The 18,874-nt window shown below is 40.4% G+C and carries 19 protein-coding genes, 1 tRNA gene, 1 pseudogene and 1 riboswitch; of the genes and pseudogenes, 14 read left to right on the top strand and 7 right to left on the bottom strand.

Features of this window, described 5'->3' with window-relative positions:
• Positions 1-105: 105 nt before the first annotated feature.
• From ADICYQ_RS25345 to ADICYQ_RS25335, 3 genes are read right to left on the bottom strand one after another with little or no spacing between them, the layout of a single operon-like run.
• A complete protein-coding gene (locus ADICYQ_RS25345; protein WP_020892484.1) occupies positions 106-1,122 on the bottom strand; it encodes an ABC transporter ATP-binding protein in 1,017 nt (338 codons plus the stop codon).
• 11 nt (positions 1,123-1,133) lie between these two features.
• Entirely contained in the window at positions 1,134-2,156 is a 1,023-nt protein-coding gene (locus ADICYQ_RS25340) for an iron chelate uptake ABC transporter family permease subunit (RefSeq protein ID WP_040418195.1), read from the bottom strand.
• 4 nt (positions 2,157-2,160) lie between these two features.
• On the bottom strand, positions 2,161-3,294 hold the full coding sequence (locus ADICYQ_RS25335; protein WP_020892482.1) for an ABC transporter substrate-binding protein: 1,134 nt from the start codon (positions 3,292-3,294) through the stop codon (positions 2,161-2,163).
• Between the two features lie 115 nt (positions 3,295-3,409).
• A riboswitch (cobalamin riboswitch) is annotated at positions 3,410-3,622 on the top strand.
• A gap of 188 nt (positions 3,623-3,810) precedes the next feature.
• Between ADICYQ_RS25335 and ADICYQ_RS25325 the strand changes: the two genes are divergently transcribed.
• Entirely contained in the window at positions 3,811-5,697 is a 1,887-nt protein-coding gene (locus ADICYQ_RS25325) for a TonB-dependent receptor (protein ID WP_020892480.1), read from the top strand.
• The gene (locus tag ADICYQ_RS25320; RefSeq protein WP_020892479.1) at positions 5,694-6,737 is read left to right on the top strand and encodes a YncE family protein; all 1,044 of its coding nucleotides are present in this window, start codon (positions 5,694-5,696) and stop codon (positions 6,735-6,737) included. The genes ADICYQ_RS25325 and ADICYQ_RS25320 overlap by 4 nt, the downstream gene beginning before the upstream one ends.
• A gap of 495 nt (positions 6,738-7,232) precedes the next feature.
• Here ADICYQ_RS25320 and ADICYQ_RS26465 read toward each other — a convergent pair whose 3' ends face one another.
• The 4 genes from ADICYQ_RS26465 to ruvC all read right to left on the bottom strand — a co-directional run bounded on the left by ADICYQ_RS26465 (position 7,233) and on the right by ruvC (position 10,308).
• Complete coding sequence (locus tag ADICYQ_RS26465; RefSeq protein WP_020892477.1) at positions 7,233-7,769, bottom strand: hypothetical protein; 537 nt, start codon at positions 7,767-7,769, stop codon at positions 7,233-7,235.
• 60 nt (positions 7,770-7,829) lie between these two features.
• Complete coding sequence (locus ADICYQ_RS25310; protein ID WP_040418193.1) at positions 7,830-9,107, bottom strand: LVIVD repeat-containing protein; 1,278 nt, start codon at positions 9,105-9,107, stop codon at positions 7,830-7,832.
• Between the two features lie 139 nt (positions 9,108-9,246).
• The gene (locus ADICYQ_RS25305) at positions 9,247-9,663 is read right to left on the bottom strand and encodes a nucleotidyltransferase substrate binding protein (RefSeq protein WP_020892475.1); all 417 of its coding nucleotides are present in this window, start codon (positions 9,661-9,663) and stop codon (positions 9,247-9,249) included.
• 69 nt (positions 9,664-9,732) lie between these two features.
• The gene (ruvC, locus tag ADICYQ_RS25300; RefSeq protein WP_020892474.1) at positions 9,733-10,308 is read right to left on the bottom strand and encodes a crossover junction endodeoxyribonuclease RuvC; all 576 of its coding nucleotides are present in this window, start codon (positions 10,306-10,308) and stop codon (positions 9,733-9,735) included.
• A gap of 37 nt (positions 10,309-10,345) precedes the next feature.
• Between ruvC and ADICYQ_RS25295 the strand changes: the two genes are divergently transcribed.
• The 12 genes and pseudogenes from ADICYQ_RS25295 (at position 10,346) to ADICYQ_RS25235 (ending at position 18,725) form a co-directional block, all read left to right on the top strand.
• Positions 10,346-11,476, top strand: coding sequence for a glycosyltransferase (locus ADICYQ_RS25295; RefSeq protein WP_020892473.1), 1,131 nt, complete (start codon positions 10,346-10,348; stop codon positions 11,474-11,476).
• 43 nt (positions 11,477-11,519) lie between these two features.
• On the top strand, positions 11,520-11,771 hold the full coding sequence (locus ADICYQ_RS25290; protein ID WP_020892472.1) for a hypothetical protein: 252 nt from the start codon (positions 11,520-11,522) through the stop codon (positions 11,769-11,771).
• A 1-nt stretch (position 11,772) separates the two neighbouring features.
• Positions 11,773-12,990 (top strand): PP2C family protein-serine/threonine phosphatase, encoded by a 1,218-nt coding sequence (locus tag ADICYQ_RS25285; protein ID WP_020892471.1) that lies wholly within the window; start codon positions 11,773-11,775, stop codon positions 12,988-12,990.
• Position 12,991: 1 nt separating this feature from the next.
• Positions 12,992-13,618 carry a polysaccharide deacetylase family protein gene (locus ADICYQ_RS25280; RefSeq protein ID WP_020892470.1) on the top strand — a complete coding sequence of 209 codons (627 nt, stop codon included), beginning with the start codon at positions 12,992-12,994 and terminating at the stop codon, positions 13,616-13,618.
• A gap of 3 nt (positions 13,619-13,621) precedes the next feature.
• Positions 13,622-14,722 (top strand): glycosyltransferase, encoded by a 1,101-nt coding sequence (locus ADICYQ_RS25275; RefSeq protein ID WP_020892469.1) that lies wholly within the window; start codon positions 13,622-13,624, stop codon positions 14,720-14,722.
• Positions 14,719-15,501, top strand: coding sequence for a TatD family hydrolase (locus ADICYQ_RS25270; protein WP_020892468.1), 783 nt, complete (start codon positions 14,719-14,721; stop codon positions 15,499-15,501). The genes ADICYQ_RS25275 and ADICYQ_RS25270 overlap by 4 nt, the downstream gene beginning before the upstream one ends.
• A pseudogene (locus ADICYQ_RS25265) lies at positions 15,491-16,568 on the top strand (asparaginase). The gene ADICYQ_RS25270 and the pseudogene ADICYQ_RS25265 overlap by 11 nt, the downstream one beginning before the upstream one ends.
• A gap of 160 nt (positions 16,569-16,728) precedes the next feature.
• A tRNA-Ser gene (locus ADICYQ_RS25260) sits at positions 16,729-16,815 on the top strand.
• 207 nt (positions 16,816-17,022) lie between these two features.
• Positions 17,023-17,469 (top strand): hypothetical protein, encoded by a 447-nt coding sequence (locus ADICYQ_RS29195; RefSeq protein ID WP_235114922.1) that lies wholly within the window; start codon positions 17,023-17,025, stop codon positions 17,467-17,469.
• A complete protein-coding gene (locus ADICYQ_RS25245; RefSeq protein ID WP_020892463.1) occupies positions 17,466-17,714 on the top strand; it encodes a hypothetical protein in 249 nt (82 codons plus the stop codon). Before ADICYQ_RS29195 ends, ADICYQ_RS25245 begins: the two co-directional genes overlap by 4 nt.
• A gap of 72 nt (positions 17,715-17,786) precedes the next feature.
• Positions 17,787-18,083, top strand: coding sequence for a hypothetical protein (locus ADICYQ_RS27935; protein ID WP_040418189.1), 297 nt, complete (start codon positions 17,787-17,789; stop codon positions 18,081-18,083).
• Positions 18,084-18,293: 210 nt separating this feature from the next.
• Positions 18,294-18,725 (top strand): hypothetical protein, encoded by a 432-nt coding sequence (locus ADICYQ_RS25235; protein ID WP_020892461.1) that lies wholly within the window; start codon positions 18,294-18,296, stop codon positions 18,723-18,725.
• Positions 18,726-18,874 lie beyond the last annotated feature (149 nt).

The raw sequence follows: 18,874 nt of genomic DNA, 5'->3' as shown, positions 1-18,874 counted from the left end.
TTAAATTGACGTAATTTTTAAGTGTAAAATTATAGCTTGTAATGAATTGGTTATCAATTTAATAAAATTTATTTGTATTAAATTTCGAAATAAATTAATTATTTATTAGGCAGTTTTATTTTTTAAAAATCTAATCATTTCTGATGTCCTTGAAAAAGTAAAATGATTTTGCCCGCTATAAACAGATATCTCAAACGGATTTTCTGAGACTTCTATTTTATCTGGCATAGGGATTTCAATATTTTTCCTTAGTGCATTTCTAACCCAGTAAATCAAATGTTCTGGCCCTGATATCTCAGGTAAATTGCTTGGGGTTTTCAACCTTATTTTCCCATTTCTTGAATCGATTTCCCATTTTTCGCCGGGCAATAATTTTTGAAGGTGACCCTCCAGCATTAAATCCTCAGGGCTTCCGGAAACAAGTGGCTCCTTGTTGGCCATAATCCAAAGCTGATCGGCAGTTTCCATGGCTACTTCAAGGTCATGAGTAACGACCAGAATGGCTTTCCCCGCCTCCTTCGCTAATTTTTTTAGCAAATACATTATTTCAAAGCGATTGGTGAGGTCCAGGTGAGCGGTAGGTTCGTCCAATACCATAATGTTGCTGTCCTGGGCCAAGGCTCGTGCGATCATGGCAGTTTGTCGTTGTCCATCACTTAATTGGGACAGCTTCTTTTCTGCAATGGCACTAAGATGCGTTAATTCCAATACTTGATTTACATAGGCATTGTCAGCAACACTTAAATGGCCCCAAAGTCCTGTGTGAGGGGTTCGGCCCAAGGCTACCAATTCCCGAACAGTCATTAATCCTGAACGGATTTTCTCTGTCAATACTACGGCTATATTCTGAGCACGGACCAAATCACTCATTTGGCTAGCGCTTGTATCACCAAACCAGATTTCCCCATTGATTGGCAGGTTTTGGCTCATGATGGCTTTTAGCAAGGTGGATTTCCCCACACCATTAGGCCCCATCAGGCAAGTCAATTCACCATGGAATAATTCAAATGAGATCCCTGAAGCGATGGGGCTAATTTGTTTCCCAACTGTATATCCAAGCACCAGGTCTTTGGCATGGATGCAGGGCTTTGCATGTCTGGGGTTATTTTGATGGATTTCCATTGCGTAAATAATTAAAATGCCTCACTAAAATTCCTTTTCATGATCAACCAGATGATTAAGGGTGCCCCAAATGCAGTGGTAACTGCGTTGATCGGTAGGCTGGAAGCATAGCCTGGCAACTGACTTAATGTGTCGCAGGCCAATAAAACCAATATCCCTAAGATAGCGGTTGCAGGAAACAAGACCCTGTGGTCATTGGTCTTAAATAGTAATCTGGCCAAGTGGGGAACAGCAATACCAATAAAGGCAATTGGTCCACAGAAAGCGGTTATACCTCCTGTCAATATACCGGTGCTGACAATCATAATCCATCGCAATTTTTGGAAATTTATCCCCATGCTTTTGGCATAAGCTTCTCCCAAAAGCATGGCATTGTACGATTTCACTGAAAATATTACCATCGTTACGCCAATAAGTATGGCTCCGGAGAGTAGTCCCAATTCGCTCCATCCCGTATTACCAAGGTTCCCCATGGACCATAGGGTAAACATCTTTAATTCTTCAGCAGCGCTGAAAAAAGACAATAGGGTCACAATAGCGGAAGCAGCACTGCCAAACATAAGTCCTACGATCAATAAAGTCATGCTGTCCTTGACTTTCCAGGCCGCCAAACCCATCAATACCAATACGCCAATTGCCCCTGCACTGGAAGCGAGGATTACCGACCAATAACTGGTTGTGCCGGCAAACAGTTGCCAGCCAAATGCCGTTCCAGCCATGGCAAGTAAGGCAACTCCCAAACCTGCTCCCGAGCTGATGCCGAGCACAAAAGGTCCCGCAAGTGGGTTTCTGAAAAATGTTTGCATCTGTAAACCGCTGACGGAAAGCGCTATTCCGGCTAAAATTGCGGTAATGGATTTTGGGATACGGTAATCCACCACGATTATTTCCCAACTCTCTCTAGGGAATGGTACCCCTGCTATCCGCTCTAGCAATGCCCCAATAGGAATTGAGATGGATCCAAGGCTGATGTTTAGCAGCCATAAGACCAGTACCAAAATCAGAGCGCATGTGAATTTTAGACGGTGACTCATTGATTTAATCTTCTAATTTCTCGAAATACCTGAATTTGTGCTCTCTGGCTTCTTCTGGGTGAAGGATTTTAATCATGTCCAGTAATACTAGGTCAGGTCGCAGGTAGCCCTCTTCAAAATACCTCAATCCACCAGTTGCTCCCATCCCTAAAGTATATGTGTAAATCTGTTTTTCTTTATATGCTTTAAAGGCGCCGTATTTTGGGTTTTGCTCCACCATGCTTCCTAGTGAGACATAATTGGCAGCGCCTATCCAATAATCTGCTTGACCGGCCTGATCCAAAACAAATTCATAATTCAAGGTAAGACTTCCAGTATCCCCTTCCTTATCAAACAGGTAATGGCCACCGGCATCAGCAATAATTTTTGCTGCCCAACTGTCTTTCCCGGGAGCATACCAGATGTCTTTGTACAAGGAGCCAGAGAGTACACTTGGCTTTTTATCTTCAGCGACTTTAGCCATTAGCTCACTAGAGGCATTGTAGTTGGTGACAATTTCCGAATAAACTTCCATCGCTTCTTTTTCCTTTCCCAACAAAACTCCCGTTACCTTAATCCATTCGGCCCTGCCAAGAGGATGTTTTTCCAGAAATTCCTGATTGATGATCACTGGAATACTTGCTGCACCTAATCTATCCGCCAATTTAAAAGGTTCTCCAAATCCCGATATCATGACCCAGTCCGGTTGGAGGTCAATTATTTTTTCCATGTTTGTCATCGGGCCTTTTCCCAGGTCAATGATCCTATTTTCATCTATTCTTCGCCTTACTGATTCGCTGGTTATCAAGTCCAGGTCAGGAAAGGCCATGAGGTGGTCTTCGGCCTGTAGGTAATCCAAGTGAGCAACTTGAGGAGTGGCAGACAAAATTACTTTATGGCTTCCCATTGGGACCTTACCGTCGAATGATAAATCAGGCATTGACACTTCCTCCTCTGGGTCATAAATCAAAAACCGCTGTTTTGTATCTGGAGATTGAATAATTTCAAGAACATAAAAATTATTGCCGCGGAAGAGTGCAAAGCCTTTTGCGTACATTAACGGGACTTCTTCCAGAGCATCCAAATTGCCTTCCTGACTGGCTTGCTGGCAGGCTGGAAGAAATAGCAAAACAAAAATAAACAGACGAATAACAGCCATTTTTTAATAAAAAAGAATAAACAGGATTTGATTTTCGACCCAAAGTAAACCATTGCAGCTTCCATTTCCAACAGCTTAATTTTTTCAAAAGTTTTTTGAATAGAGTTTTTACCGTAAGTTTGTTTCGATTTATGGTTCCCGATCCTTAACCAGGCTCTCGGGAATAATAGGGAATTCGGTGTGAAACCGGAACTGTCCCCGCAACTGTAACCCAATCTTTATAACAATAAAGAAAATGGAAATCCATCCTTTGCCATTGTCCCTTTTGGGGTGAGAAGGCGGATTTACCTTGGGAAGTCAGGAGACCTGCCATTAAAATCTTATCGTTCATGGCTTTCGGGAGAAAGGCTGAGAAAAAAGTGTTAGCTGTTTTCAATATTTTCATTTATTGAATTTTGGTACGCAATACAGATGCCTGTCAAAGGTTGTCTTTAAGGCATACTCGCCAGTTAATGTTCCATTCTCTTCTTTTTCCGAATTGTGTGAAAACGTGGATACCTAATCAACAGAAAGAGGATGTCATTATTTGCTTGTTTGGTTTTCTTTATAGCGGGTTGGCAGAGCGAACTTGATTCCTCAAGGGCCTTTCGACAAGACACTTTGGTGCTTTCCCAAGTGGAAGTTCACGCCGCTGCTTTAAGAAAATATTCTTTTGGCCAATACGTAAGAACCCTGGATGCGGACAGGCTAGACCAATTGTCTGGATATTCATTGGGGGAGGTTTTACAACAAGAGACAGGCTTGTTTTTAAGACAGTACGGCGCCGGAATGTTAGCTTCCCTGAGCATGCGTGGCACCTCAGCCGGACACAATGCCTTATTTTGGAATGGATTGCCTGTGAATAGCCCTTCATTGGGGCAGGCTGATTATTCGATATTCCCTTTGGGAGGATTTGATGCCGTGAATATTCATTATGGGAGTTCAGGTGCTTTATATGGTACTGATGCCATAGGTGGATCTGTTCATTTGTCTTCTGATCTGGAGTTCAATGCTGGCAATGAATTGAAAATTGGTACACTTTTGGGGAGTTTTGGTCGCTGGCACCAGCAGGTAAGCTTCCGTCAGGGAGCTGAAAAATTTGCATTTCGAACCAATGTTTATAGAAATTTTACAGCAAATAATTTCACCTATAAGGATTGGGCAAGCCCCGGTACCCCCGAAAAACGCCAGGAACATGCCAGGGTTTCACAAATTGGTTTGGTACAGGATTTTTCCATTAAGATAAGCCCGAAACAGTCCTTAAAAGCCAACCTATGGATCAATTCCAATGACAGGCAAATACAACCTTTGTTGGGCTCAGCTGTAAGCGATGTACAGGAAGACAAGAGTGTCAGGTCTGTAATAGATTACACTTATAATGGTGAAAAATTTACCTGGACTGCTAAAACCGGGATATCCAGTGATGTGATGGTTTTTAATACAGACAGAAACCAAACGCGCTTGTTTTTGCTAGGTACCGCATTGGATTACTCTTTCTCTCAAAAATGGCAGACCCTGGCCGGTATCCGCTATTCTCATATCAAAGGGCAACTGGCCACCTACGACAGTCAGGAACAACGGTTAGAATTGTACCAGGCTACGAATTTTAAACCAATACAAAATCTGGGGATTTCCATGCAACTCAGGCAGCTGATTCATGAAGGAGAAGCAGCTCCTTTTACACCTTCATTGGGTGTGGAATGGGCTTTCTTTAATTCAGCTCTTTGGAATTGGCAATTAATAAGTAACCTGTCGAGAAGCTTTAAAATCCCTACTTTAAACGACAGGTTCTGGGTGCCGGGTGGCAACCTGAATTTGATGCCTGAGAAAAGCCTTAGTAAAGAGATTGGACTTACCAATAAGACCAAAATAGCTGCATTTAGTATTGAAAACAGGTTTACCTATTTTCATATGGATGTAGATGATTGGATATTATGGTTGCCAAGAGGCAGCTATTGGCAGGCTGAGAATGTACGTTCAGTGGTCAATCAGGGGCTGGAGTATTTTTTTAAAGGGGTATTTAAGCAAGGTAGCAATCGCTGGGGAATGAATGTGGACTACTCCTTAAATAGCGCTGTCAATCAATCTGGCGATCAAGGAAATTCGCTTAGTCAGGGAAAACAACTTCCCTATGTTCCAAAGCATAAGATACGTACACAAGGAAGCTTGCAAAATGGCCCCTACAAGCTTTACATCCAGCAGCAATGGACCAGTGAAAGGTATGTCACCACGGATAACCAAACCCTTTTATCTCCCTACAGCTTGTGGGATACAGGGCTTACCTATGCCTTTGAGTTGAAAGGGAAACTAAAGGGGAATCTGGGATTCCATACAAATAATATTTTCAATGTGGATTATCAGGTGGTTCGCCTGAGGTCCATGCCCGGAAGAAATTTTCAATTTAATTTAAATGTAGTGTTATGAAAAAAATGCAGTTAGCCTGTAAGTTGTTTTTGTTTGCCCTTTTGGTATCCTGCGGGACGGATCCGGTTGAAATTCCTCAGGGGGCCTATGAAAATGGTGTGCTGATAATCAATGAAGGGGCATTTGGTGCCAATGATGGTGAAGTTTACCATTTTGATAAGAACACGGCAGAGGCGGAAGCCAATGTTTTTGAAAGTATTAATTCCAGACCATTTGCAGGGCTACTTCAGGATTTGATTAGCTATGATGACTATACTTACCTGGTAGCCAATACCGGAAAAGTAGAAGTGGTTCAATCAGCGGATTTTATTTCCGTAGGTGCTGTCAATAATGAGCTGGTAAATAGCCGGAGCATGGTCAGGGCTGATGGTAAATTGTATATTAGCGATTGGGGGCCATATGATGCATTTTGGAGCAATACCGAATCCTTTGTGGCTGTAGTTGAAGATATAACAGGAGGAGATATTGCCTATAAAATCCCTACACCGTCAAGACCTGAAGGGCTTGCTTTTGTTGGGGACAGAATATTAGTAGCCTGTCAACTGGGAACCATTGCTGTGATAGAAGTTGGAGCGGATGAAGTGGAGAAAACAGTAGACGTGGAAGGAACACCGTTTTTCTTTTTCGAATACCAGGGAAGCCATTATCTCTATGCCAACGACTATGATAAAATCTACCTGCACAAACTAAACTCAGCTACTTTTGAAGTTGTGGAGACCCTAGAATTTCCTGTGAGCAATAGCCTTTACAATGGTAATTTCACCATCAATAACAGTGGTGAATTGTTTGTCATTAGCAATCAGGCTACAGAAGATGTGGTAGTGAAACTGTCCCTAACTTCAGGTTCAGTGGTAGATGAGCATTTTTATTCTGGTAGTAATTTCTATGGTTTGGGTTTTGATGACGACACGCAAACCTTGTATATAGGAGAGCACAATGGCTGGCAGGGAAATGGTACAGTGATGCGTATCAATGCTCAAGGAGAACTAATCGACGATGTAGCAGTAGGCAGAGGACCAAGTGGCTTTTATTTCCCTTGATTGTTTTTGATTGGTTTAGCTGTATAAGCTAAGTTAAACCATCTACTATAATGTATAGCGAAATCACTTAATCATTAGATTGAATAGTGGTTTCGCTATTTTTTTATGTCGGTTGATAGGGAGAAGCTGTTCAACCCCATCTGGGGTTGCGAATAGGAGGGTTTCTCCTAGCCGTGGGTTTGGCACCCACGGTTATTATTATTCAGACCCTTCAGGTCTGGGATTTTCTCGAATAGCTGTTAATCTATTTGAGTTAGATTGGCATTGCGAATTTACCGGTGATTCAACGAATCTGAAGCCCGGTGGCTGAAAGTTGTCGAAGCTCAGCGACTAAAAGGTCGAAGCCCGGCGGTTGAGCGGAGCCGAAGCCATAGGTTACCGTACTCGTAATACCTTCCCGCTTAGGATCCGGTCCCAAGATTGACCATGTTAAAAATAAGTAAACGATAAATCAACCCTTATAAAACAAATATTGAATACTAAAGAAATAACTTTTTAAAACGAATACCCAATCCTGTAGACAAGGTTATTGAAGGTGACTTTGTCTTCTTCAAAATAGTTCCAGTCTTCGGGTCGGCTTCGGTTTGGGGACAACCTGGAGGGATTGCCATTGTAAAAATAACTGATCTGCCGCTTCAATGAGACACTTGCCGTCCAGAAATTGGTCTTTTTGGTTTTGTATCTGAAGCCAATAGTTCCTTGTCCCATCATGCCCCCTTTGCGCCAATTGTGTTGTTCCCACTCATTTACTTCTACGCTTTCAAAAACGGCAGAACCATATCCTAATTCCCCACCACCATACAACTGCCATTTGTTTTGAGGATTTAGAACTCCTCTCCAACCTAAAGCCAAAGGAAGGACAGAATAGTTTGCATATTGGTCCAGACCTGTAACAAAACCGACTGCATGTCGGCGTGTGAGTTGAACCCCATTGAAAGTTTGAAAGGTGAAATTGTTACGGGGACCAAAGTTATCGGAGCCTGTCAACAGTCCTAATTCGGTATGGTTTACAAAGGGTAAATCCTGCCCCATGTTGATCAGGGGGCAGGAAAAAATGAATGTTGTTAGGAAAAATAAATACAGATTTTTCATTTATCCATTGGATACATTGATACAGCTAAGTTCTTTAAGTTTCTCCGGATCGGAGTAGTCAAATTGGCAAACCCCATCAGGACCGATGACTATTAATGATTTGGGTCCAGGAATAATGTCGAGAAACACATGGTTTTTTAGGTGCTCAATTTGATTGTTACTGATCTCCATGACATTTGAAACATTGAAACTCTTTAACCCTTGTTCTCCTTCTGCCAAATACAAATAATCTCCAGAAAGTCCCAGTCCATGGGGATTGTCCATTGGGTAAGCTTTCAAAAGCGTAGGAGAATTAAGGTCCTTAATGTCCAGCACATGCAACTCATTGGCTCCATTACGGCAAAGAGCAGCACTTCTCAAGGTCACGAAAGCATAATCATCATTGACCACCACAGGATCGCAAGAAGTTATGTGTGAATAGACAGCCATTTCCCTCGGTGCCGCGGGGTTGCTGGCATCATAAATGTGCATACCCGACATAGAACCAATAAAAAGATTTCCTTTAAAAGGAAAGATTGTTTCTATCCCCCAACCCAAACTTATATCGCTAAGGTATTTCGGATCCATGGGGTTTTCTACATTGAAAATTCTCATGTTATAGTTGTCCACCGTATAGAGGTGCCCACCTAAAAGGGTAAACCTTGCCATGGATCCACCTTGGCCATAGCTCTGCCCTCCATCAGATTTGGAGTAAGCGGCGGATTCAAGTGTCATCATGTCGGTTCTAAAAGTAGGTCTTCCCCAGCTGTTCCAGCGCATATTGGACTCAGTGGAGGTAATGACGGTATCTTTATAGGTCATTATGGTGCCTGTTTCCTCATTGGAATAGATATTTGGGAAAACGTCCTTTTCTCTTTTTACAAGTTGGATATTTTCAGGATTCGAAATGTCAAAGGCCAATAGGTCAATATAATTGTCGGCATACAAGATGCTTTCATTGATGGCCATGTCACCAGTTCCTGGGATATTGATGAAATTTAGGTTTTGAGGGTTCGAAGGGTCCGCATTGTTCAATAAATGAATGCCTTTCCCGGGTTCCGAGATAAAAAGGTAATCACCATAGATGTAAATTTTACCAGGTTGATCCAGTGGTATGCCTGGTTCAATTACAATATCAGCTTCTCTGAAAGCATTTACTTCTATAAACACAGGTACCTGTGTTTGATAGGTATAAGTCGTTTCTATTTGGTCTTCACAGGAAGGAAGTACCAATACCAGCATAAAGGAGAGCATTAGCTGCATCCCGATGGTAAAGTGAGGGTGTAATTGTTTTTTCATGGCTTATTGGGAAAAGGGTAAATAGATAAAAAAGGAATCGTTTGTATTACTTTTCTCAGCCAAGACGCAATTAATTGTTGTAATGCTACAACTTTCTGAAAATAAATTAAAAAAAGGTTAAGGCAGTTGCTTATACCTCTTAGCCCTCTAGTTTTTCCTCCATATTTCTTTCAAAACCTTCCAAAAAGCCTAAGTATTTTTTAACAATGTTTTCAGCAAGTGATCCCAAATAATCACCGGGATAAAGGGGGTTGTGTTTTATTCTGTGAATGATCATGTCTAGCCAGCCTTGTCCATCATCTATCAGATCAGCATGAAAAGCCTCTACGGTAATGTCTCTAGAACCAGAAAAAGGTGCTTTGCCCTGCGTTTTGAAATACGAGGCGATGGTTTCTAAAGCAGCATCATGTGACTTTTCAAAACTAACGATCAATTTGGCGCGTATGGCATCATTCATCCCGTGACTTTTTCCTTCTTGAATCAAATCCCGCAATTCATTCAATTGGTTGATGAAATCGGTAAAACAGTGTTCGCATTCCAATACCGTTTTTTTCATGGCTATTAGGGTTTAGTTCTTTACTAATTTATCAATTATGGACTAGAATTCTAATTTAATGGCGAAAAATTATTTTTTTATCCGGTCAGGGTTTTCAGTTAAAAAAGATTTCCAGCCACCACTTCTCCCTTTGGTCTGAATCCTGCCATCGTGAAAATGATGGCACAAGGCCACAGCCAATGCATCTGTTGCATCTAATAATTTTGGAATCTCGTCAAAATTCAATAAAGATTTAAGCATTTCAGCTACTTGCTCTTTAGAAGCATTACCATTTCCTGTTACCGACTGTTTTATTTTCTTCGGAGAATATTCTGTTATAGACACTTCCTTTGCCAAGGCTGCCGCCATGGCTACTCCCTGAGCCCTTCCTAGTTTGAGCATGGACTGGACGTTCTGCCCAAAAAATGGGGCTTCTAAAGCCATGGAATCCGGCTGATGTGTTTCAATAATATAAGTTATTTTTTCAAATATTTTCTTGAGTTTCATGGCATGGTCACTGTACTTTTTCAGGTGAATAACGCCAAACTCGATTATACTGTATTTACTTCCTTTGACTAATATAAGGCCATAACCCATTACTGAGGTTCCAGGGTCAATACCCAAAATTATTTTTTCTTTGACTGGATTTTTTACAATTTTACTCATCGGTGCAATTTACCACAAATCCTCAAATGCCCATTAAATGCTTGTCCTAGGAATGCTCTATTTTTTATTTGCCTTAACTTATTTTTGGAGCTTAAGGTATTTGACAAGCATTTGGGACAATAAGACCAAAGAACCATTACCTAAGTTGGGACTTAGCCAAAGTCTCCTAAGTTCCTGTACTTTAATGATACCATTCCGAAATGAGGAAGAAAACCTAAGACTATTGCTTCCCCACTTTATCGAAATCCTGCCTTCATTGGCAAATGTATGCTTTATCGATGACCACAGTGAGGACAATGGCGAGGAGATGGTGGGGCAGTTTATAGAAAATCACAAACTAGACAACTGGCAATTAATCAAGAACAAGGGTATTGGTAAGAAAGCAGCGCTAAGTACAGGAATTCAAGCCAGCAAATCAGCTATTATTGTGACAACTGACGCTGATGTTAAGGTCAATAAAGCTTGGTTGTCCCAAATAATCGCTCCATTTCAGGACCCTACCATCCAATTGGTGGCAGGCCCGGTGATGACTACCTCTGGCGATGACATTTTTAGTGATTTTCAGCAAATAGAATGGGCCAGTCTTATATTAATGACACAGGTTTCATTCGCAGAAGCCAACCCGTTAATGTGTAGTGGAGCCAATTTAGCTTTTCGAAAAGAAGCCTTTATAGAGGTAGGTGGGTATGATGGGAATACCCATATTCCTTCAGGGGATGATGAATTCTTGCTTAAAAAGATGCGTGCTAGATTTGGAGCATCTGCCATAGATTACCTTGTGTCACCCCTTTCTCTGGTAAATACGCATGCATGGAAAAGTCCGCTTGATTGGATTCGTCAGCGTTCAAGGTGGGCCAGTAAATGGAATGCTCATAAAGAGCGTGGACATTGGCTTTCAGCAGTATTGCTTGCTGTTTTCTGCACCCTATTATTGGCAAGTCTTCCTTTGGCTTTTCTTTCCTGGGAATTTACCCTGGGCATGTTGCTCTTTTGGGCTTTGAGGATGAAATTTGAAAAAGTAGTCTTGGGAAAAGTTCTGAGCCATTTTGGATTAGGATTTTCTAATCTTAGCTGGTTTTTATCAGGATGGATCTATCCCTTACTCGTCTTATGCACCCTTCCTTTTGCGATTTTTGGAAATTATACCTGGAAAGGAAGGAAAAGCTAATGAATCCCTTAATTTTGTAATTAGACTTAACGGAGAGGCAACAATGACTAATGATGAATTTGATCTTTTGGATGAATTGTATTTTCTTCAATCCTATCAATACCTGAAATCCAGTTTGGAATGGGAAGACGACAAGTTGCTGATGAATTTATCGCAACTATTGGAGAAAGGGTGGATAAGATGTTATGCGGCACCGGAAAATGAAATTTTTGATGCGCTACCTTTGACGGAAAAAGGAAAGACTTATTATTACCTGGCGACCAAAGAGGGTCTGCTCACCCACAATACCCTATAAAATGACTGCAGAGACAATTAAATACCAGAGAAAAGAACTGGAATTAAAGGCATTGCTGGAAATAACACAAGCCATCAACGAGAACAAAGATGAAAATGTACTTTTAAATATTTTTAAATTTACCTGCCTGATTCATTTGAATATTAAATCACTGGTACTCTATGTTTATAACCAGCAAGAGCAGTTTTTCCTAAGAAGGATTTCTCATCAGGTTAAGGAAAAACTACCTGAGAAAATTCAAAAAGCCGATGTCCAGGAAAACAAGGAGTTGGGAAAACTTAGCCTTTCTCTTTCTGAAGAATATTCCTTCACAGAGGTAAATATTTATGTGCCCGTTTACCATAAAGATAAAATGCTTGCCATTCTCTTTATGAGCACAAAGGATGGGGATGCTGGATTGGATTTGGACTTTACCCAAGCATTGACCAATATTTTGGTGGTGGCACTGGAGAACAAGCGTTTTGCCAGGAAGCAACTGGAGCAAGAAAGCTTTCGAAAGGAAATGGAGATTGCCAGTAATGTGCAGCGCATGTTATTTCCAGCGACACTTCCCGATCATGAAAAGCTTAGGGCCCAAGTGACTTATATCCCACATAGTTCTGTAGGCGGGGATTACTACGACTTGATTGAAAGGTCTGAAGATGATGTTTATTTCTGTGTAGGAGATGTTTCTGGGAAAGGGATGCCGGCATCATTGCTGATGTCCAATTTTCAAGCGGCCCTTCGAACCCTTCTTCGTAGCGGTACCGATTTAAAAACGATTGTTGAGCAACTGAATTTTTCCACTTTTGATACCACAAAAGGAGAAAGGTTTATCACCTTTTTTCTAGGACATTATTCCTACAGTAAAAAGAAGCTAACATATGTCAATGCAGGGCATAATCCCCCAGTATTGTGCACCAGCGCAAGCAATTCTCCTGAGTTACTGGAGGCAGGTACCACCATATTGGGTGCTTTTGAAACGTTGCCATTTATGGAGCAGGGTGAAAGAGAAAATTTAGCTCATTTTACGCTTCATCTATATACCGATGGGTTGACGGAAGCACTGAATCCAAATGAAGAGGAATTTGGTGAAGAAAGATTTCTAGCCTACATCGCCGCACATCCTTCCTTTGATCCTGAGCGTTTTCACAAAGGCTTTCTAAGTGATTTGGCAAAGTTTTCGGATGGAATTCCTGTTAGGGATGACATTACGCTACTCAGCCTTCAATTCAATTGATATGTTATTCTATAAAGTCCCAGGTATAATTCAAAATCTTTTTGGTTCCTATACCTGGCACAAAGACCGCAAGCAAAAAACAGTTTACCTGACCTTTGACGATGGTCCGGTGCCTTCAGTTTCTGACTATGTATTGAGACTTCTGGAGGATTACAATATGAAGGCTACATTTTTTATGGTGGGGGACAATGTGTCCAAAAATCCCGATTTGGCGAATGAGATTGCTCAAAAAGGGCATGGCATAGGAAACCACACTTACCATCACCTAAAGGCAGGTAAAACGCCACTCTCCCTATACCTGGAAGATGTGGAACAATGCCGGAAAACGATATTGGAGAAGACGGGTATTGAAACCAAAACTTTCCGCCCTCCTTATGGAAGCATTAACAAGCGATATGCCCGACATTTGTTGCAGGAGTATGAGATTGTCCTTTGGGATGTGATCTCCTGGGATTTTAAAAAGGGACTGAATTCTGGTGTAGCGTTGGAAAAAGTCAAGAAGTACACGAAAAATGGGTCGATTGTGCTGTTTCATGACCAGCAAAAATCGAAAAAAAATCTTCAGGAAATTTTACCTAAGTACCTGGATTATTTGTCTAGCCAAGGGTTTCAAACAGCATTGTTGTAGGTTATGGTAGGTCAAGCAGCACTTTTTATCGTGATTCTGGTTTCCCTGCTGTATGCTACCTTGTCCTTTCTAATTCGGTTTAGGTTTAAAAATTATAACAGCGATAAACACGAATTGCCTTTCGTTACAGTTTTGCTACCATGCCGCAATGAAGCCAATAACCTACCTGATTGCCTCAAAGCTCTTGAAAATATAGATTATCCATCAGGAAAAATCAGGTTTTTGGTCACTGATGATGATAGCGAAGATGAAACCGCTGCCATTTTAAAGCAATGGGCTACCAAAGCTGACAACCGAACTTTGGTGCCACTTTCAAAAAGACCTGAAAAAGGACAAAATGGAAAGGCCCTGGCGCTTGCAGAAATGGCTACCCAGGTAAAATCGGGGCTATTGGTTTTTACAGATGCTGATTGTATTGTTCCCCCCACGTGGTGTAAGTCCTTTTCGAAGGCATATAGAGAAGATTATGGACTTGTGACGGGCATTACCACTGTCACTGGGGATGGTTTTTTTGCCAGAATGCAGGCTTTGGATTGGTGGTTGACCTTGGGGAAAGTTAAGGTCGTATCAGATGCAGGTTACTCACTTACAGCCATGGGCAATAACATGGCAATGGGAAGTACAGCTTATCTAGATTCAGGAGGATTTGGCAAAGTAGCAAAGAACGTAACAGAGGACCTTGCCATGTCTATAGCTCTTTATGAAAAAGGCTATCGGCCTATCCATATTGTAAGCGAGGAGTCCTTGGTGAAAACCAAGCCTGAAAAAACAGTCTGGAATTTACTGCAGCAAAGAAAGCGTTGGATGCGTGGAGCATTTCTATTGCCCTTGATATGGCAGTTGTTGCTAGGGCTTCAGGTTGCTTTTTATGCCGGGTTAATACTTGGATTGTATTTTATACCCTTGTGGACCATGGTTTTTTGGCTGATTAAAACTATCTTTCAGTCCGTATTTATTAGCACATTTGCCAGTAAAACAATGACCAAAATCAGTTTTTTTGATTTAATTTACTTTGAAATATACAATTGGTGGGTAAGTTGGGCAACAGTAATTTTTTACTTTTACCCTGTTAAGCTTACCTGGAAAAACCGAAATTACTCATGAAATTTATTGAAACACACGCACATATATACAGTAAGAAATTTAGTGAAGATGCTGAGGAGGTAGTTAAACGGTCTTTTGAGGCAGGAATTGATAAAATATTTATGCCCAATATAGACCTGGAATCCATTGAGGGGATGCTGGCACTTGAGCAAAAATTCCCAGGAGTTTGCTATCCAATGTTGGGTTTGCATCCTTGTGATGTGGACAAAGATTTTGAAAAGACACTTTTCGAGATGGAAAAGTGGTGGGATAAGCATACCTTTTATGGAGTAGGAGAGACGGGCATAGATTTGCACTGGGACAAAACGCACCTGGAAGAGCAAAAGGCTTCCTTAAAAGTCCATGTTAAATGGGCAAAGGAGAAGCAGCTGCCTTTGATTTTACATTGCAGGGAGTCGTTGAATGAAACCCTTGAATTCCTGGCGCCATTAAATGATAAAAACCTGACCGGTATTTTTCATTGTTTTTCTGGAACAGTGGAACAAGCTAAGGAAATTATAGATTTGGGATTTTATTTGGGTATAGGAGGGACACTTACTTATAAAAATAGTGGCGTAGGAGCTGTTTTAGAGGAGTTGGGGCCTGAGCATCTTGTGTTGGAGACCGATAGTCCATTCCTGGCACCTGTGCCATTCAGGGGCAAAAGAAATTCGCCTGAGTACATCCCTTATATTGCAGAAAAAATGGCGGAATTCACTGGAATCAGTATTTCAGAAGTGTCAAAAATAACAAACAGGAATGCATTAAAAGTGTTCAAATTGCTGCCTAATGAATTATAAGATTGTAAGGCTTAACACAGCAGCGAAAAAGGAGATCGAACATTCTGTATTGATTATTTATACAGGAGGTACTTTGGGTATGGCTTATGACGATGATGGTGCATTGGTGCCATTTAATTTTGGTAAAATCCTTGAAAAGATTCCCAATCTGAATAACCTGAACATTAGTATTACGGTGATCTCTTTTCCGGAGCCCATCGATTCCTCCAATATCAACCTGAACCATTGGGTGGATATGTCTTATATCATTTACGAAAATTATGATACTTACGATGGCTTTGTGGTGTTGCACGGGACGGACACCATGGCCTACAGCGCCTCCATGCTTAGCTATATGCTTAAAGGCCTAAATAAGCCTGTGATTTTCACCGGTGCTCAACTTCCGATTAGTGCGATGCGTTCTGATGCACGGGAAAATTTAATGACTTCATTGGAAATAGCCATTTCTAAAGCGAATGGAAAACCTATCGTTCCTGAGGTTTGTATCTTCTTTAACCACCTACTCCTTCGGGGCAACCGAGCCAAAAAAGTGCAAAGTGTCCACTTCGATGCCTTTGAATCAGAAAATTATCCTCCGCTTGCAGAATCAGGCATTGTCATAGATTATAACTATGCAAGCATCAGGCCCTACGAGGAAGGTAAGAAACTTCGCTGCCTTAACAAGTTAGACAATAGCGTGATGGTTCTAAAATTATTCCCAGGCATTACAGCCCAGGTAATCGAGCATTGCCTTAATATGAAAGGCTTAAAAAGGGGTGGTGCTGGAAACCTATGGTTCTGGAAACAGTCCTAGCGAAAGTTGGTTTATCAAAGCCATGGAAGCGGCAGTTGATAGAGGAATTCTGATTTTAAATGTTTCCCAATGCAATGGAGGTAGGGTAATACAAGGAAGGTACCAAACCAGTATGGACCTCAAAAGAGTGGGGGTGTTAAGTGGTGCAGACATCACTACGGAGGCTGCTGTTACAAAAATGATGTTCCTTTTAGCGAACGAATCTGACGAAACTGAAATCAAGCGAAAGTTAATGATGCCTTTGGCTGGAGAAATGTCCGTTTTGAACCAATAATGAAGAAATTAGCAATAGGTTGACCATCAATCTAATAGCGGTGATGGAAGAATTATTGTAAAAAAAGCCTGTTCTTTTTCTAGAATAAAGCGTCAAATAACTTGCAAGAACTGATTTTTATAATTTTCTTTGTCGCCTCAATGAAATGAAATAATTCCATAGAGAGGTGTCCGAGCGGTTTAAGGAGCGCGCTTGGAAAGCGCGTATACTTGCGAGAGTATCGAGGGTTCGAATCCCTTCCTCTCTTCAAAAAGCCAACTTTAGCAATAAAGTTGGCTTTTCTTTTTTAGGGGTGCCCAATAGGTTTGTTTTTTAATGCAGGATTGGCCCCACTAGGTGTAGATTGCATCTACACCTTCCTATCTAATGGAGCGGTGGGCAAACTTTCGGATGGGAATAGTTGAAAAGTCTGAAAATTACCTGTATTTCATGGCAAAAGATTACGCTAAATTAAATGAACTTTTCAAAGTGGATTTTTGTAATTTTGCTCTGTTTCCCAAATACGATCAGGTTAGGATATTTGGTTGTACTTTCAAACAACAGCCTGTTCAAAGTAATGATTTTATTATACTGTAACTGGGATGCATCCGTCTCAATCGAGCATTTATTCATTGAAAATGTTAGTATTAAGCAAACTAAATTTAATTCAAAAATCGTTAACTTTATGGATACCATGGGAAAAATAGACATAAAAAAGGAATTAAGGGCGCTGATTGAGCAAGAAAATGACCTTCATGTTTTAGAGGAGATAAAGACCTTGCTTGTTAAGTCCAGTTTAAATCCTATCCTCAGGGAAAAACTAACGTCAAGAGCTTTAAAAGCTGAAGAAGATATTAAAGCAGGTAAAGTTTATACTAGGGAAGAGTTCGAGAAGAAGCTGGATAGCAGGTTAGATCAATGAGGATAGTTTATACTGAGCAATCTTTAGAAAGCCTAGAGGAATCCATAAACTTTTTGTTAATAGTCCAAACAGTTCCTTTAGAAAAAGTAGTTGCGATTAGAAAACATTTACTGAATAGGGTAGACAGTCTGATTACAGATCCGCATACAGGCCAATATGAGGAATACTTGGAGCATCTGGGGAAAGGACATAGAAGGTTGGTAGAAGGTTATTTTAAAATCATATACCTTGTAGAAGGTATATGATATACATAATGGATTTTTTTGATACAAGACAGGCACCAGAAAATATGAAAGGATAACCTATTTTAAACTAAAGTGGAAACCGTTCCATTAAGCGTAGTTTCAAACTACCCCCCACTAGGTGTAGATTGCATCTACACCTTTTTATTTTTGGAATTTGTAATTCCATCTCAGGTAGATTACGTTAGAAAAGAAGGTCGCCGACTAGGTGTAGATTGCTTCTACACCTTCCTATCTAATGGAGCGGTGCGCATGAAAGAGTGCAAACTTTCGGATTGGGTGGGAGTAGTGGTAAATTCTGAGGATTATCTGTGTTCCAGTGCAAGGAGTTATGCTGGAATAGAAGGTTTTCTCGAAGTAGTTTATTGGTGATTTTGATCTATTTTACAATTACGATCAGTTATGAATATTTGGGTGTAGTTGTAAACAACACCCAGTTCAAAGTAATGATTTGACGAAACTTAGAGGGGGGTGATTTAGGATATGTGGCTAAATTAATTATATTTAAAGGATACAATAATTGATTTGGTTAAATTAAAAAAGAGTAATAACTTTATTCAATTATCGCATATCGTAAAAATAATGAAGTACACAAAAAAATACCTCGATAATTTAGAGTCTAATAGTGAAGAAGAAAAGTTAGTAATTGAAGATTTACTATCTAAAGCTACTAAAAAAGATAACCTTACTTCTGCTGAGTCTGAATATGTTTTTATGCTTACTCAATTATTACAAGGAGTCAATCCGACAGATAAATTAGACCATAAATCCTTTGATTGTTGTAAACAACCTTATTTCAAGAATAATTATCTAATATATGCTGGAAATCTAAATGGAAGTAATCCATCTTTTGATTTTAAAGGAGAAATCGAAAGCGGAAGGAAAATTGTAGAAATTAAGGAATTAGAGGAAGAACATCAGGAATGGTTACCTAATCTTTCAAAATTTAATCATAAAGATAGGTTAATGAACTTGATTGCATCTGAAGCGAATATTGAAATTAAAAAAAACTAAGGGAAATTGCAAAAACTAATTTTTTGGGGAAGCAATCTTTTAAATGCTAAAATAAAGAAATTTCATTACAATCTAAATTCGTCTATATTGAAGTCAAATCAATGTTTGAAGAAAGTAAAAATGATACCTTGCAGATTTATTTGGATTAA

Origin of the sequence: Cyclobacterium qasimii M12-11B (assembly GCF_000427295.1) — a bacterium.
Lineage (GTDB): Bacteria > Bacteroidota > Bacteroidia > Cytophagales > Cyclobacteriaceae > Cyclobacterium > Cyclobacterium qasimii.
Note: the sequence above shows the minus strand (reverse complement) of the source record. Positions and strands in the feature narration are given on the sequence as shown.

Coding starts and splice junctions, on each gene's coding strand:
- ADICYQ_RS25320 (WP_020892479.1), top strand. CDS start 5,694: ATGAAAAAAATGCAGTTAGCCTGTAAGTTGTTTTTGTTTGCCCTTTTG.
- ADICYQ_RS25310 (WP_040418193.1), bottom strand. CDS start 9,107: ATGAAAAAACAATTACACCCTCACTTTACCATCGGGATGCAGCTAATG.
- ADICYQ_RS25235 (WP_020892461.1), top strand. CDS start 18,294: ATGAAGTACACAAAAAAATACCTCGATAATTTAGAGTCTAATAGTGAA.
- ADICYQ_RS25245 (WP_020892463.1), top strand. CDS start 17,466: ATGAGGATAGTTTATACTGAGCAATCTTTAGAAAGCCTAGAGGAATCC.
- ruvC (WP_020892474.1), bottom strand. CDS start 10,308: ATGAGTAAAATTGTAAAAAATCCAGTCAAAGAAAAAATAATTTTGGGT.
- ADICYQ_RS25325 (WP_020892480.1), top strand. CDS start 3,811: ATGTCATTATTTGCTTGTTTGGTTTTCTTTATAGCGGGTTGGCAGAGC.
- ADICYQ_RS25305 (WP_020892475.1), bottom strand. CDS start 9,663: ATGAAAAAAACGGTATTGGAATGCGAACACTGTTTTACCGATTTCATC.
- ADICYQ_RS29195 (WP_235114922.1), top strand. CDS start 17,023: ATGAACTTTTCAAAGTGGATTTTTGTAATTTTGCTCTGTTTCCCAAAT.
- ADICYQ_RS26465 (WP_020892477.1), bottom strand. CDS start 7,769: ATGGGGCAGGATTTACCCTTTGTAAACCATACCGAATTAGGACTGTTG.
- ADICYQ_RS25290 (WP_020892472.1), top strand. CDS start 11,520: ATGACTAATGATGAATTTGATCTTTTGGATGAATTGTATTTTCTTCAA.
- ADICYQ_RS25345 (WP_020892484.1), bottom strand. CDS start 1,122: ATGGAAATCCATCAAAATAACCCCAGACATGCAAAGCCCTGCATCCAT.
- ADICYQ_RS25340 (WP_040418195.1), bottom strand. CDS start 2,156: ATGAGTCACCGTCTAAAATTCACATGCGCTCTGATTTTGGTACTGGTC.
- ADICYQ_RS25270 (WP_020892468.1), top strand. CDS start 14,719: ATGAAATTTATTGAAACACACGCACATATATACAGTAAGAAATTTAGT.
- ADICYQ_RS25285 (WP_020892471.1), top strand. CDS start 11,773: ATGACTGCAGAGACAATTAAATACCAGAGAAAAGAACTGGAATTAAAG.
- ADICYQ_RS25280 (WP_020892470.1), top strand. CDS start 12,992: ATGTTATTCTATAAAGTCCCAGGTATAATTCAAAATCTTTTTGGTTCC.
- ADICYQ_RS25335 (WP_020892482.1), bottom strand. CDS start 3,294: ATGGCTGTTATTCGTCTGTTTATTTTTGTTTTGCTATTTCTTCCAGCC.
- ADICYQ_RS25275 (WP_020892469.1), top strand. CDS start 13,622: ATGGTAGGTCAAGCAGCACTTTTTATCGTGATTCTGGTTTCCCTGCTG.
- ADICYQ_RS25295 (WP_020892473.1), top strand. CDS start 10,346: ATGCTTGTCCTAGGAATGCTCTATTTTTTATTTGCCTTAACTTATTTT.